This window comes from Arthrobacter sp. 01N444 (assembly GCF_056399305.1).
Window position 1 is genome coordinate 12,972 of record NZ_JBFTRB010000022.1, and the last position, 13,987, is coordinate 26,958.

At 64.5% G+C, this 13,987-nt stretch carries 11 protein-coding genes and 1 tRNA gene; 7 read left to right on the forward strand and 5 right to left on the reverse strand.

Annotation, left to right across the window (positions count from 1 at the left end; genetic code table 11):
* Nucleotides 1-276 precede the first annotated feature (276 nt).
* Entirely contained in the window at nucleotides 277-1,359 is a 1,083-nt protein-coding gene (locus AC1DKN_RS19065) for an ABC transporter ATP-binding protein (RefSeq protein WP_018775851.1), read from the reverse strand.
* A gap of 262 nt (nucleotides 1,360-1,621) precedes the next feature.
* Here AC1DKN_RS19065 and AC1DKN_RS19070 point away from each other — a divergent pair, with 262 nt between their 5' ends.
* On the forward strand, nucleotides 1,622-2,023 hold the full coding sequence (locus tag AC1DKN_RS19070; RefSeq protein WP_476872202.1) for a VOC family protein: 402 nt from the start codon (nucleotides 1,622-1,624) through the stop codon (nucleotides 2,021-2,023).
* A gap of 33 nt (nucleotides 2,024-2,056) precedes the next feature.
* Here the strand turns inward: AC1DKN_RS19070 and otsB are convergent, their stop codons facing one another.
* Together otsB and AC1DKN_RS19080 are read right to left on the reverse strand one after the other, a co-directional pair.
* Entirely contained in the window at nucleotides 2,057-2,902 is an 846-nt protein-coding gene (gene otsB, locus AC1DKN_RS19075; protein ID WP_476872203.1) for a trehalose-phosphatase, read from the reverse strand.
* On the reverse strand, nucleotides 2,892-4,301 hold the full coding sequence (locus tag AC1DKN_RS19080) for an alpha,alpha-trehalose-phosphate synthase (UDP-forming) (RefSeq protein ID WP_476851841.1): 1,410 nt from the start codon (nucleotides 4,299-4,301) through the stop codon (nucleotides 2,892-2,894). The genes otsB and AC1DKN_RS19080 overlap by 11 nt, the downstream gene beginning before the upstream one ends.
* A gap of 293 nt (nucleotides 4,302-4,594) precedes the next feature.
* Between AC1DKN_RS19080 and AC1DKN_RS19085 the strand changes: the two genes are divergently transcribed.
* On the forward strand, nucleotides 4,595-5,485 hold the full coding sequence (locus tag AC1DKN_RS19085) for a DsbA family protein (protein WP_476872204.1): 891 nt from the start codon (nucleotides 4,595-4,597) through the stop codon (nucleotides 5,483-5,485).
* A gap of 266 nt (nucleotides 5,486-5,751) precedes the next feature.
* Nucleotides 5,752-5,828 (forward strand) — tRNA-Thr (locus tag AC1DKN_RS19090).
* 117 nt (nucleotides 5,829-5,945) lie between these two features.
* Here the strand turns inward: AC1DKN_RS19090 and AC1DKN_RS19095 are convergent.
* Together AC1DKN_RS19095 and AC1DKN_RS19100 are read right to left on the reverse strand one after the other, a co-directional pair.
* On the reverse strand, nucleotides 5,946-6,605 hold the full coding sequence (locus AC1DKN_RS19095; protein ID WP_476872205.1) for a methylenetetrahydrofolate reductase: 660 nt from the start codon (nucleotides 6,603-6,605) through the stop codon (nucleotides 5,946-5,948).
* A gap of 50 nt (nucleotides 6,606-6,655) precedes the next feature.
* Nucleotides 6,656-8,209: a PucR family transcriptional regulator gene (locus AC1DKN_RS19100; RefSeq protein WP_476860113.1), complete on the reverse strand. Its 1,554-nt coding sequence runs from the start codon at nucleotides 8,207-8,209 to the stop codon at nucleotides 6,656-6,658.
* A 195-nt stretch (nucleotides 8,210-8,404) separates the two neighbouring features.
* Here AC1DKN_RS19100 and speB point away from each other — a divergent pair, with 195 nt between their 5' ends.
* The 4 genes from speB to AC1DKN_RS19120 all read left to right on the forward strand — a co-directional run bounded on the left by speB (nucleotide 8,405) and on the right by AC1DKN_RS19120 (nucleotide 13,987).
* Nucleotides 8,405-9,409, forward strand: coding sequence for an agmatinase (speB, locus tag AC1DKN_RS19105; protein ID WP_223914344.1), 1,005 nt, complete (start codon nucleotides 8,405-8,407; stop codon nucleotides 9,407-9,409).
* 179 nt (nucleotides 9,410-9,588) lie between these two features.
* Complete coding sequence (locus AC1DKN_RS19110) at nucleotides 9,589-11,061, forward strand: purine-cytosine permease family protein (protein ID WP_230007952.1); 1,473 nt, start codon at nucleotides 9,589-9,591, stop codon at nucleotides 11,059-11,061.
* Between the two features lie 99 nt (nucleotides 11,062-11,160).
* Nucleotides 11,161-12,663 (forward strand): aminobutyraldehyde dehydrogenase, encoded by a 1,503-nt coding sequence (locus tag AC1DKN_RS19115; RefSeq protein ID WP_476872206.1) that lies wholly within the window; start codon nucleotides 11,161-11,163, stop codon nucleotides 12,661-12,663.
* Nucleotides 12,664-12,691: 28 nt separating this feature from the next.
* Nucleotides 12,692-13,987 (forward strand): D-arabinono-1,4-lactone oxidase, encoded by a 1,296-nt coding sequence (locus AC1DKN_RS19120; RefSeq protein ID WP_223914341.1) that lies wholly within the window; start codon nucleotides 12,692-12,694, stop codon nucleotides 13,985-13,987.

Sequence of the window (13,987 nt, forward strand, 5' to 3'; positions counted from 1 at the left end):
ATTCTTCCGTATTTGGCGGGCCGCACCTAAAGCAGGGTTGTTAACGCCCGACGGCGGCCCTCCACTGGGGAGGACCGCCGTCTGCTGAGCCGGTGGGTGGGCCCACGCCGGCAGGGTTCCCTGACCGACGCGAAGCGAGGTTAGGGAGCCGGTGGATGGGCCCACGCCGGCAGGGTTCCCCGACCGACGCGAAGCGAGGTTAGGGAGCCGGTGGGTGGGCCCACGCCGGAAGGGTTCCCTGACCGACGCGAAGCGAGGTTAGGGAGCCGGTGGGGACTAGTCGCCGAGGCGCAGGCCGGTCTTGGTGTCGAACAGGTGTACGTGGCCCGACTGGGGGCGGACCCAGATGGACTCACCCTTCATCGGGGGGCGGCGGCCGTCGACGCGGGCCACGATGTCGTGGCTCTGGCCGTCGAGCGTGGTGTGGCCGTAGACGTAAGCGTCGGCGCCGAGTTCTTCGACGACGTCGACCTCGACCTGGAGACCTTCACCCTGGGCAACAGTCTCAAGGTCTTCCGGGCGGGAACCGAGGGTCACGGTCTGGCCGTGGGCTTCCTCGAGGACGTCGCGCGGTACCGGGTAAACGGTTCCGCCGAACTGCACGCCGCCGTCGACAACGGGGAGTTCGAGCAGGTTCATGGCGGGGGAGCCGATGAAGCCGGCCACGAAGACGTTCTTGGGCTTGTCGTACAGGTTGCGCGGGGTGTCGACCTGCATCAGCAGGCCGTCCTTCAGCACGGCGACGCGGTCACCCATGGTCATGGCCTCGACCTGGTCGTGGGTCACGTAGACCGTGGTGACTCCGAGGCGGCGGGTCAGGGACGCGATCTGGGTGCGGGTCTGCACGCGCAGCTTGGCATCAAGGTTGGACAGCGGCTCATCCATGAGGAAGACCTGCGGGTTACGCACAATGGCGCGGCCCATGGCAACGCGCTGACGCTGGCCGCCGGAGAGGGCCTTCGGCTTGCGGTCCAGGTACGGTTCGAGGTCGAGCAGCTTGGCGGCCTCACGGACGCGCTCGGCGCGCTCTTCCTTGCTGACGCCGGCGATCTTCAGAGCGAAGCCCATGTTGTCCGCCACGGTCATGTGCGGGTACAGGGCATAGTTCTGGAACACCATGGCGATGTCGCGATCCTTCGGCGGGACGTCCGTGACGTCGCGGTCGCCGATGAGGATGCGGCCGGAGTTGACGTCCTCGAGACCCGCAAGCATGCGCAGGGAGGTCGACTTTCCGCAGCCGGAGGGTCCAACGAGGACCAGGAATTCGCCATCGGCGATATCAATGTTGAGCTTGTCAACAGCGGGCTTCTCGGTGCCCGGGTACAGACGTGTTGCGTTATCAAAAGTAACTGTAGCCACAGTTATCAATCCCTTCACCGGCAGGTACGTGCCGGACGATCCGTAGTGAATGGTCGTTTTATGCAGTTGTTAATTCAATTGTGGGATTTCATACGCATACTCCTCGGCCGAAGCCGAGGAGTATCCAGTGACGCCGCACGGTAGTTGTGCGCCACATCACAAACAGAGTATGTCAGATATATGCCAAATGGGTTAAAAAGTTACGGATGTCACACGTGGGGTCAGTCACATGGCGCCAGAAGTGGGTATGTATGCTGTGCGCATGACGGCACTGCAGATCTATGTCAGTTTCCCCGGCACGGCGCGTGAAGCACTTGGCTTCTACGCCGACGTCTTCGGCGGAGAGCTTGCCTTGTTCACCTACGAGGAGTTCAACCGCAGCGATGGCCCGCCGGATGCCATTGCCCACGGACAGCTGAACGGCGCAGTCGCATTGGCGGGGTCGGATGCGGCCGCCGGGGAGAAAAGCGTCCGGTTCGAAGGCCTCATGCTCTCGCTGCTGGGGACCGCCGAACCGGCAGTTCTCCACGAGTGGTTCGACAGGCTCGCCGTTGACGGCCGGGTGATCGACCCCCTTGCCCCGAAGCCCTGGGGCGCAACAGATGGCCAGGTCCTCGACCGTCACGGACTGCACTGGTTGATCGGCTACGAACCTGAGTCGTGACCGACGCCCGGTTGACCGCTCCGTAGGCCCGGGTTAGCTCCCGGAGCCGAGGGCCTTCTTCCGCTCCCGCAGGAGGGCCTCCAGCAGTTCGCAGATGTGCACAGGCGCCTCCACCCGGAACTCGGCCTGGGTGAAATCGAGCCCCACCTTTACCCCGAGATCGCCCGGGACGAGGCTGGCCAGGGCGTCCTCGTCGGTGGTGTCGTCTCCGGCGAAAGCCACAGCCGTCGCTCCGGCAGCCTGCCGCAGGAAGGCAATGCCCTCGCCCTTGGAGGCGTTCACGACGGAGGTCTCCAGGACGCGGTTGCCCGACTTGAGGTAGACGCCGCTGCGGTCCTGCAGGACCGCCCGCGCCGCGGCGACGGCGTCCTCGGCGACGTCGTCCGCCGCGAGCCGCGTGTGCAGGACGACGCCGGCCGGCTTGTCTTCCAAAAGGGTCCCCGGGGCCTGTTCCACGATTCCCTCAAGCTCCTGGCGGACTTCGGCCAGGAGTTCGCGTTGGGCGTCGTCGAGCAGGAGCTCCGAGGAGCCGGGCCCCATCCAGACCTCTGCGCCGTGGCTGCCGATCAGCAGCGTCTCCTCCGGCGGGGAGGCGACGGCCCGCAGGCTGTCCAGCGCCCGGCCGGAGATGAGCGCCGTCGTCGTCCAGGGAAGTTCCGCCAGGGCCGCGAAGGCGGCGGCGGAGCGCGGGAGCGCACGGGCGTCGGCCGCATGGTCCACGAGCGGTGACATGGTGCCGTCGAAGTCCATCGCCACGAGCAGGTGCCCGGTGCCGGCGACGCGGCGCACGGCTGTCAGCAGCTCAGGGGAGAGTGAGAGTGGGGCCGGGTTTGGAGTGTTGGTCTCTGAGTCGTGGGTTCCGGCGGCGTCAGGAGTCATCGCGTACAACCTTTTCGGCGAGGGCTTTCAGGAAGTCGGAGGACCAGAGGTCGACGTCGTGGTCCAGAATCTGCTTGCGCATGGCCCGCATGCGGCGTGATGCCTCGGCCGGCTGCATGTTGACGGCCCTCATGATTGTGTCCTTGAGGCCGTCAATGTCGTGCGGGTTCATCAGCAGGGCCTGCTTGAGCTGGTCGGCGGCGCCGGCGAACTCACTCAGTACCAGCGCTCCGTCGTTGTTTGTCCGGGCCGTGACGTATTCCTTGGCGACGAGGTTCATGCCGTCGCGCAGGGCGGTGACCAGCATGACGTCCGCGGCCAGGTACAGGGACACCATCTCTTCGATGGGGTAGCTGTGGTGCAGGTAGCGGACGGCCGTGCTCTCCATGGTGTCGAAGGTGCCGTTGATGTGGCCCACTGTGCCCTCGACCTCCTCGCGGAGCAGGCGGTACTGCTCCACACGCTCACGGCTGGGGCTGGCCACCTGGATCAGGGTCGCGTCCTCGACGGTGACCTTGGCGTCCTGCAGCAGTTCCTCGTACGCCTTGAGCCGGTGCCGGATGCCCTTGGTGTAGTCGAGCCGGTCGACGCCGAGCAGGATGGTCTTGGGGTTGCCGAGGTCCCGGCGGATCTGCTGCGCCCGCTCGATTACCTCCGGCTTCTTCGCCAGCTCGCTGATCTGCTTGACGTCAATGGAGATCGGGAACGCCTGGGCCCTCGCGATGTGGGTGGTCTCGCCATCGGCGCCCCTGACATGGACCTGCTGCTGCTTGACGCTCGCGCCAAGGAAGCGCCGTGCGGAGCGCATGAAGTTTCCGGCATCGCTGCTGCGCTGGAAGCCCACCAGGTCCGCGCCCAGCAGGCCGTCGATGATCGCACGGCGCCACGGGAGCTGGGCAAAGATCTCCGGCGGCGGGAAGGGGATGTGGTTGAAGAACCCGATCTTCAGATCCGGCCGGGCCTCCCGGAGCAGCTTGGGAACCAGTTGGAGCTGGTAGTCCTGCACCCAGACGGTGGCACCCTCGGCCGCATGGCGGATGACGGCGTCGGCGAACCTCCGGTTGACCTTCCGGTACGAATCCCACCACGTGCGGTGGAACTCCGGCGGGGCGATCACGTCGTGGTAAAGCGGCCACAACGTGGCGTTCGAAAAGCCCTCGTAGAAAAGCTCGATGTCCTCGGTGCTCAGCTGGACGGGGATCAGGTCGATGCCGCCGTGGCTGAAAGGCTTGACCGTCTCATCGGGGGCCCCGTGCCAGCCCACCCACGCGCCGTCGGTCTTGGTCATCATCGGGGCCAGGGCTGTCACGAGTCCGCCGGGGGAGCGGCGCCAGCCATCCTCGCAGCCGGCCTCGTCGGCAGAACAGCGGTCGACGGGCAGCCGGTTGGACACCACCATGAAGTCGAACTGATCCCCTGCCGCGGCACCCGTGGCGGCGCCGTCTGTGGCGGTCTGCGCCGCGTCAGTGGTGCTCTGTGTGCCGTGGCCGGCGCTGTCCGTTGCTTCCATTGGTGCCCCCTGGGGTCCGCTCGTGGCTCTTCATCAACCCTAGCCGCCCGGAATCTTCCGGGCTATTCGTCCGTTGGGCAGGCGGAAGGGAAACTTGAAAGCGCAAGTTCTCGGGTTTCTCCCCTAAAATGATGACGTTGCCACTGAGTGGACCGTCCCTGGCCGAACGACCCGAGGAACCAATGAGCCCCGCAAACGAACCCCGACTGTCTAAGGCAGAGCGCACTGCCGCGGCGCGCGAGAAAGCCCGCGAGATCCGCGATGCGCAGCTGAAGAAGGAGAAGCGCAACAAGCTGCTGATCGGCTGGGGCATCGTTGCCGCCGTCGTCGCCATCATCGTGATCGTCGCGCTGGTTGTCACCTCCAACATCAAGAACAACGCCCCGGTTGCAGACGAGGGACCCACGCCGGCCAATGGCAACATCCACGGCGGTGTCACCCTGCTGGCGAACACCGAGGTGGCGAAGACCGATCCCGCAACCGTGAAGCTGTCCGACCTCCCGTCCGCTCCGGCCACGCCGCTGTCTCCGGTCACGGCCCCGGGCGCCGAGGCTGAGGCCGGCAAGCCGGTCAAGGTGGTCCTCTACATCGACTTCATCTGCCCCGTCTGCAAGAACTTCGAGGCGCAGTACAACGAGACGCTCACCAAGCTGCGCAACGAGGGCAAGATCACCGTGGAGTACCGCCCGCTCGGATTCCTTGACAGCCGGTCCACCACGAACTACTCCTCGCGCGCGGCCAACGCCGCAGCCTGCGTGGTCAACGAATCCCCGGAGAAGTACTCGGACTTCGTCGACCTGCTGTTCGCCAAGCAGCCGGCCGAAGGCAGCGCCGGACTCTCCGACAACGAGCTGAAGACGCTGGCCACCGACGCCGGGGCCAAGAGCATCGAGACGTGCGTGGATGGCAAGACCTACCGTCCGTGGGTGAAGCACACCACCCAGGAGGCCACGGTAATCGGCATCACCGGCACGCCCACCGTGTTCGTTGAAGGCAAGCAGTGGGGTGTCGGCGACAGCGCCCAGACCCCGTTCGACCAGTACCTGCAGGCCGCGGTCGACGCCAAGAAGTAACCGCACAAGGGCACATGCCGTTGAAGGCGCGCAGTTGAAGGCCACAAGTTGATGGCCCGGCCCCGGATCGTTCCGGGGCCGGGCCATTGCTTTTAGTCGTCGCTTCAGGCCTTCGCTGCGGCCTTCGCTGTGGCCTTCGCTGGGCGGGAGGGGCGTTGCGCGTTTTTCTCTGGGTTTTTCTCACCGGGCGTCGGTGGGCTAATCTTGTCTAGCGTCCTGGCATCCGCGCCATTTTGTGGCCCGGAGTTGTGTCGGGAAGCAGGAATGCCTCCTTAGCTCAGTTGGCCAGAGCACCGCTCTTGTAAAGCGGGGGTCGTCGGTTCGAATCCGACAGGGGGCCCCACGAACCCCTCCGCTCCGGCGAATTTGGCCGGGACGGAGGGGTTTTCTTATGTCCTAAAACAGGCGACTAGCCGGGCGACGCATTTCCAGTCAACGTTTCCAGCCCGGTGGCGGAGGGTTACGTCGACGAAGCGGCGACGGTACCGGGTAACTCGTCAAAACAATTGAAGCTGTAGAGATGGATGCCGTCGACGACAGGCTGGGCGGTCAGCTCGTTGATGAGAGTGCCGGGCGAGTAGCGTTCGCCGCTCAGGAGGCGGCGGGCGAGCGGTCGTTTCCGGCTAAGGAACCGAAGGGACGTTCCGACGCCGATCTTCGTTGCCAGTGCAATCAGCCTGGTTCTTGGGACGGCCCCGGCAACCCCGGCCAGGACCGGAAGCATGACTCCCTCGCGACGCAGCATCGCCGTGTAGCTATGGATACTGTCTGCCGAGAAGCACATCTGCGTGAAGACGTTGGAGGCAAGTTCCTGCTTGGCCAACAATGATTCGAGCAGCTGCAGCGGGCCGATGCCGGGATGACCCTCCGGATACCCGGCGACCCCAACGGCCATCTGGCCGCCGCTGATTTCGGCGATCTCGCGCAGCAGCTCGCCGCCATCGGCGAAGGGACCCGCGGGCTGCGGGGCGTCACCGCCAACCGCGAACACTTCCGGGATGCCGTACCCAGCACATTCCCGGATGATGCCGGCCAGCTGGGTGCGATCCGCCAGGCTGCGGGCCGCGATGTGCGGGACCACGGTGTAGCCGAGCAGACTGAGCTGGGCGGCCGTGCGCATGGTCCGCCCGGTTCCGTGGTGAGGCAGACACGTGATGGTGAGCGTCGTGGTCAGCGGTACTGCCGTCGTGGAGTGCTGACCTCAGCCGACGGCAGGCGCCGCGGATTGTCGTGGAGGTCCATGGCTTCATGGATCTGCAGGGCAAACCACAGTTGCGCCAGAGTGGAGGTTTCGGTCATATCGAGGCCCGTCAGCTCGCTGATCTTTCGGATTCGATAGATGATGGTCTGCCGATGCGCGAACAGGGCGGCTGCCGTTTTCTGCCAGGACCGTTGCGTGTCGAGGAACGTCTTGAGCGTGACGATGAGGTCCCCGTTTTCCCGCTGTTCATACTCGAAAATGGGTCCGAGGAGCCGCTGGACCAGGGCGTGGCCTTCCTCAAAGCTGGTGAGCCCGAGCCACGAGGGTCCCTCGGCATAGCGGACCAACCGCTCGCCCGTGCTTGACGCCGTCCCAAGTGCCCACATCGATTCCTGAAGAGCTCTCTGCACACCAGCGGCCGCGGACGGCCGGCTGATCCCGATCCTGACGTCCAGGGGGACCGTGTGTCGCAGCAGATCATCGGTGCAGTCTGCTGCGACAGCCAAATGGATTGTGTCGAATCTGCGCTGGCACGCCGTCGGGTAGCCGTGTCGCCAGAGATCAACGTGGATCCCTGCCAGGCGCTCACCGTCGTCGCTGGACATAGAGATGATGAGGAATTCCCGTGACGAAATCCCGAACTCAGGCAGTCGGCTTTCAATGTCGGCTATGCCCAGGCGCCCGTCAAAGGCCTGCAAAAGGAACTCCGCACCCAGCCGGCGCTGGTTCTCGAGAGACAGCACCGTCCGCGACAGCTCGAGTCCCAGGACTGTGGCCGCATGGAGCAGCACTACCGCGTCCGGAAGCGGTTCGGATTTCGGCAGCACCACCAGAAGCGCGTTGGCGTGAGTCGGAATATCCATCATCAGAAGGTGGCCTTCCCCCAACCGATGCCACTGGAACTTCTTGCTGGCCACCGGTGACTTGCTGGTCAGCGGTTCAAGTTGCTGCTTGAGGCCCGGTGGCAGCGGCTGGCCTCCGGGATGCCAAGCGTGCAGGCACCGTCGATCAATGACGAAGAGGCTGGCATCGAGTTCGGCTTCGATACCCAGGATCAGTCCCAGCCAGTTGCCCTCAGATGGCCCCGCCAGCCGCAGCAGGTCATAAATACGGGCCGTCTGGCGCAGCCTGCGGGACTCTTCGAGCAACGAAGACTCAGCGACCGAACGTGCGATGGCGATGAACGGAAGCGGGTAGGGGATGCTGATGAGCGGCAACGGCAAGCGGTCACAGGCATCGAGGAACTCGAGACAGAGTTCAGGGGCATGCATCTGCTCGCCGATCGCCAGTGCACTGGCACCTGCGTTCACCAGTGCCTCGGCAAGCTCAACCTGCCCCTCGGGATCGGCCGGAATGGAGAGCCCGTTAGTCATCATGAGCTCGCCGCCGGTGACCCATTCCCACAGGCGCGGCAGGTCGGAGGTGTGGGCCCAGGTGACCCGGTTGCCCAGACCGGCGGAGCCCGCCAGAAGGCTCAGTCCCAGCTGGGGTTCGGCAAGCAGTTCGGCCACGGTGATCGCCATGCGCGGTTCCTGTTCATGAGTCCGGGGGCCGCCCCCAGGCCGCTTATACATATGTATAAGCCTCTCGGCTCTTTGTAGTCAATCGGCGGATGTACCGCGTGACGCCGATCACTAATAGTTAAGGCATAGACCTCGACCGGCGCAGGAAGAAATTGCCAGGCCGACTGAAACCACAGCAACCGGAGGACCCCAGTCATGACCACGCACAAGCCAATCGGCCCCGTCGACGCAACAAAAGTTCCCCGCTATGCGGGCCTGGGCACTTTTGCCCGGCTTCCTCAGATTGACCGGGTTCCGGACTACGACATTGCGATCGTCGGTGTCCCGTTCGACGGCGGTACCTCCTACCGCCCCGGCGCCCGCTTCGGTCCGGCCGCTGTCCGTGAAGCGTCGCGGCTCCTGCGCCCCGGCTACCACCCTGAGCTCGACGTTGAGCCGGTGTACGAAGCCCAGGTTGTGGACGCCGGCGACATCGCCTGTACCCCCTACGACATCGCCCGCGCAGTCCGCGAGATCGAGGAACAGGCCCTCCCGCTCCTTGGCGACGCCGGCTCCGGCAAGAGGCTCATCTCCATCGGCGGCGACCACACGATCGCGCTCCCGATGCTGCGGGCCTTGAACAAGGTCCACGGCCCCGTCGCCCTGCTCCACTTCGACGCACACCTGGATACCTGGGACACCTATTTCGACCAGCCGGTCACGCACGGAACCATCTTCCGCCGGGCCTTCGAGGAAGGCCTTCTGGTCGAGGACAAGTCGATGCACGTCGGCATCCGCGGCCCGGTTTATGACCGCAACGATTTCCTTCGCGACCACGAGTTCGGCTTTCAGATCATCCGCTGCTCGGACCTGGACGTCATCGGGGTTCCGGCCGCGATCCAGCGCGTCAAGGACCGGCTGGGCGACACCCCGGTCTATGTCTCCATCGACATCGACGTCCTGGACCCGGCCTACGCCCCGGGCACCGGCACTCCGGAAATGGGCGGGCTCCACTCCCGCGAACTGCTGGCGCTGCTCCGCGGATTGAACGGCATCAACATCGTGGGCGCCGACGTCGTCGAGGTCGCTCCGGCCTACGACCATGCAGACATCACCACAGTCGCCGCGGCGACGCTGGTCTTCGACCTCCTCGCCCTGATGGTGAACCGCAGCAAGGCCACCGCCAACGTCACTGAGGAGCTGCAAGCGGCCACCGTCTGACCACAACTGCTGGGCTCTCGCGCCTGATTTATACATATGTATGAACAGGTCTACGGCAACTATTCAATCGCCGGATTACCACTGTGACAAAAGTCACGAATGATTGATACATCAGATCCCGTGCTCGACGAAGCGCCGGGACAGAACAAAGAGGTTCCCATGAACTCCCGGAACGCATCATGAACGCTCGACCCACTCACGCCGTCACAGCCGAAGTACCCCGGCTCGAGGACAAGACCATTCAACCCATCCCGGCCCACGAACGCCATGGCAAGGCCCGGGACCTCTTCACCATCTGGTTCGGTTCCAACATCATGATCATGACCATCGTGACCGGGGGACTCGCGACGACGGTGTTCGGGCTCAGCTTTGTGCCGGCAATCGTCGGAATCATCATTGGGAACGTTGTCGGTGGCATCTTCATGGCACTGCATTCGGCCCAGGGCCCGCAGCTGGGCGTGGCGCAGATGATTCAGACCCGCGGCCAGTTCGGTTCGTACGGGGCACTGCTGATCGTGGTCATCGTGGTGGTCATGTACATCGGGTTCTTTGCGGCGAACCTCGTCTTTGGCGGCCAAGCGCTGGCCGCAGTCACCCCGGGCATCAGCGTCGATGCAGGCATCATTGTCATTGGCGTCGTGAGCGTCGTGGCCACCATCTTCGGCTACCGGCTCATCCACGCCTATGCACGCATCTTGAGCATCGTGGCCGGTCTGGCGCTGGTGCTGGCCTTCGTCTGGATCCTGGCCGTCCACGGATTGCCGGCCAGCTTCCTGGACCAGGGAAACTTCAACTGGGTCGGCTTCATGGCCACTATCTCCGTCTCCGCCCTCTGGCAGCTCGCCTACGCTCCCTACGTCTCGGACTACTCCCGCTACATGCCTCAGGGCACCGGCTCGGCCCCGGCGTTCTGGGCGTCCTATTCAGGCTGCGTCTTGGGAACACTCTTCCCGATGGTCCTGGGTGCCCTGGTGGGAACGCTCGCACTGGCGCTGATCAACGATGGCAGCAGCGTCGAAATAGTAGGGAGCCTGGGAGCCCTGCTCGGGCCATGGACCATGGTGATCATCGGAATCTTCTGCCTTGGCGTTGCGGCGTCGAACGCCATGAACCTCTACTGCGGGGTCCTGTGCACCCTCACCATTGGGCAGACGTTCAGGCCGGCCTGGTTGCCCCACGCCAAGACCCGGACCATTGCGTCAATCCTCCTCTTCACCCTAGCCCTGATGATCGCGCTGTTCGCCCGTGACAATTTCATCTTCTTCTACACGAACTTCCTCTCCTTCCTGATGTACGTCCTGGTTCCCTGGACGGCCATCAACCTGGTCGATTACTACCTCCTGCGGCACGGCGACTACCGGGTTGAAGACTTCTTCAAGCGCGACGGCGGAGTGTACGGAAGGTTCAACTGGGTGGCGATCGGAGCCTATGTTGCCGGCGCACTGATCCAGGTTCCGTTCTCGGCGACAGCGATGTTCACGGGCCCCGCTGCCGCAGCGATGAACGGCGTGGACCTCTCCTGGATTGTCGGCCTGGTGGTTGTTGCACCCCTGTACTACTTCGCGGCACGCATGTTCCGGAAAACGCCGGAAGCCGCCCCCTTTCAGTCGCCCGCATTCGCAGGTGACCTGATTGAGGCGCCGCGGGCGTAACGCCCGCTCCGGCACACCGCGCACCCCGGGCACAGACCGCCCGCCCCCACACCAAACTCCCGGCGCCGCGATCGGCGCAGAAAACAAAGGCGAAATATCATGACACTCACTGACACCGAGCAGTTCACAGTCCGACGTTCCTCCGAGGAGCAAAGCTGCGCCAGCTTCCTGCCTCCGGCGGGGCACTTCATCGGCGGAACGTTTGTTTCCGGTTCCGCGACCCGGCTGATCGACGTCGTCGACCCCACCACGGAACAGGTCATCGCATCGGTTCCTGCCGGCACGGCCGCGGATGTGGACGTTGCGGTTGAAGCAGCCGTGGCGGCCCAGAAGTCCTGGGGCACCACGACACCGAAGGAACGCTCCGAGGTGCTCTCCCTGATCGCCAACATCATTGAAGCCAACCGTGAAGCCTTCGAAATCATCGAGTCCGCCAACACCGGCAAACCGCGAACCGTCGCGGAGGACGATGTCTCCAGCACCATCGACACCTTCCGGTTCATGGCCGGGGCTTCCCGCACACTGACCTCCATGGCAGGCGGCGACTACGCCACCGGACACACCTCGGTCATCCTCAGGGAACCCGTCGGCGTCGTCGGCGTCATCACCCCTTGGAACTACCCGCTGCTGATGGCTGCCTGGAAGATCGCGCCCATCCTCGCCGCCGGAAACAGCATCGTCCTCAAACCCTCGGAACAGACGCCGCTCTCGACGCTGAAGCTGGCAGAACTTGTCGCCGGACGCATCCCCGACGGCATCCTCAACGTCGTGACGGGAAAGGGCCGAACCGTTGGGCAGCGACTCTCCGAACACCCTGATGTCGCCCTCGTTGCGTTGACGGGAAGCGTCGTCAGCGGACAGGCAGTGGCGGAGACCGCGGCCAGGTCCGTCAAGCGCGTCCATCTGGAACTCGGCGGCAAGGCCCCGGTTGTTGTCTTCCCCGACGCCGACCTCCGCGCGGCCGCCGCCGGCGTGCGAAACGCCGGCTTCTGGAATGCCGGCCAGGACTGCGGCGCCGCCTGCCGTGTGCTCGTGCACGAGTCCGTGGCCGAGGAGTTCACCGAACACCTGGTACGCGAAGTCAGCACGCTCGTCGTCGGCGCTCCGGGCGCAGGGGAAGATGTGGAAATCGGTCCCATGATTTCGCGCCCGCACTTCGAACGCGTGAAGGAAGCGCTTGCCGAGGCAAAAGCTGCGGGCCTTCAGGTGGCCATCGGCGGCTCGGCGTTGGAAGGCCCCGGCTACTTCATTGAACCCACTGTAATCAGCAACGTCCCGGCCGGGGCGCATATTGCTACCCACGAAATCTTTGGCCCAGTGGTCACCGTCGAGTCCTTCAGCTCCACTGAAGAGGCCATCACCCGGGCCAACGAGAGTCCCTACGGGCTTTCCGCCTCGGTATGGACCCGGGATTCGAGCCTCTCGCTCCGCATTCCGAAGCAGCTCGATTTCGGCACCGTCTGGGTCAATTCACACCTGGTGTTGGCCTGCGAGGTTCCGTGGGGCGGATTCAAGGGATCCGGCTACGGACGCGACCTCTCGCTGTATGCCTTGGACGATTACTCCCGGACCAAGCACGTCATGATCAACCACGGCGCATGAGCGTTTAGAACAGCATCGGAGCCCAGCAATGACCACCACGAATCATCCCCACTCCGCGTCGTCGGCGCGCGCCGCAACCCCGTCCGCTCCGTTCGGGACAGACGTAACCTGGACCAACTGGGGCGGCAACCAGAGCGCCACGCCGGCCTTCACCGTCCGGCCGCGGAACGAACAGGAGGCGCTCGACGCCGTCCGGTTCGCCATCCGCGAAGGCCTCCCCGTACGTGCAGTCGGCTCAGGGCATTCGTCCTCACCGCTTGTCCAGACGGGCGGAGTCCTGATGGACATGTCCGCACTCTCGGCCATCACCGGAACCGACCTCATGGGGCGCCGTGCGAGGGCCCTGGCCGGCACCACCATCAACGCCTTTGGCGATCCGCTGTGGGAGCAGGGGCTGGCACTGGGCAACCAGGGCGACATCGACAAGCAGCAGATCGCCGGGGCACTCGCGACCAGCACCCACGGCTCCGGAAAGAACCTGGGCAGCTTCTCATCGGCACTGCGCTGGGTCCGGCTGATCAACGGTTACGGCGAAATCGTCGAAATCGGCGAAGGGCAACTCCGCGAACTCAGGGCCGCCCAGGTCGCCTTGGGGACGCTCGGAATCTTCCTGGAGGTCGAACTGGCGGTCGAGGACCGCTATTACCTGCAGGAGGAGATTACCTATCCCACGTGGGCGGAAACCGCGGCAACCTGGCAGGCCGACATCGACGGGAACCGGCACTACTCGTTCCTCTGGTGCCCGGACAACGATTCCTGTGAGCTCCTGGACCTGCCCGGTTCGCCGGGCCAGAGCATGGCAAACCGCAGCTACACCAAGCGGTACAACGTCGCCCAGGTCCAGGACGAGCGTGAAATTTCCCGCACGGAAGGTGCCCGGCTGGACCGGTCGTACCGCATCTACCCGGGCGGATTCACCACACCGTTCCATGAACTGGAGTACTTCGTTCCCAGCGAACACGGCCTGGCGGCCGTCCAGGCTGTCCAGGAGCTGATCCGCACCAAGCATTCCGACCAGAAGTACCCCGTTGAGGTCCGCTGGGTGAAAGCCGACGAAGGCTACATGTCCCAGTTCCAAGGACGCGACACCACCGTTATCACCCTGACCACCGAACCCGGGACCGACTACTGGCCCTTCTTCCGGGATGCGGATGCGGTGCTGCAGGAATTCGAGCCCCGCGCGCACTGGGGAAAGATCCATTTCATGACGAGGAGCCGATTGGAGCGTCTCTACCCGGAGCTTGACACCTTCATCCAGATACGCCGGGAGTTCGACCCCCGCGGCATGTTCCTTAACGACCACACTCGTGCGCTCGTTGGCTAA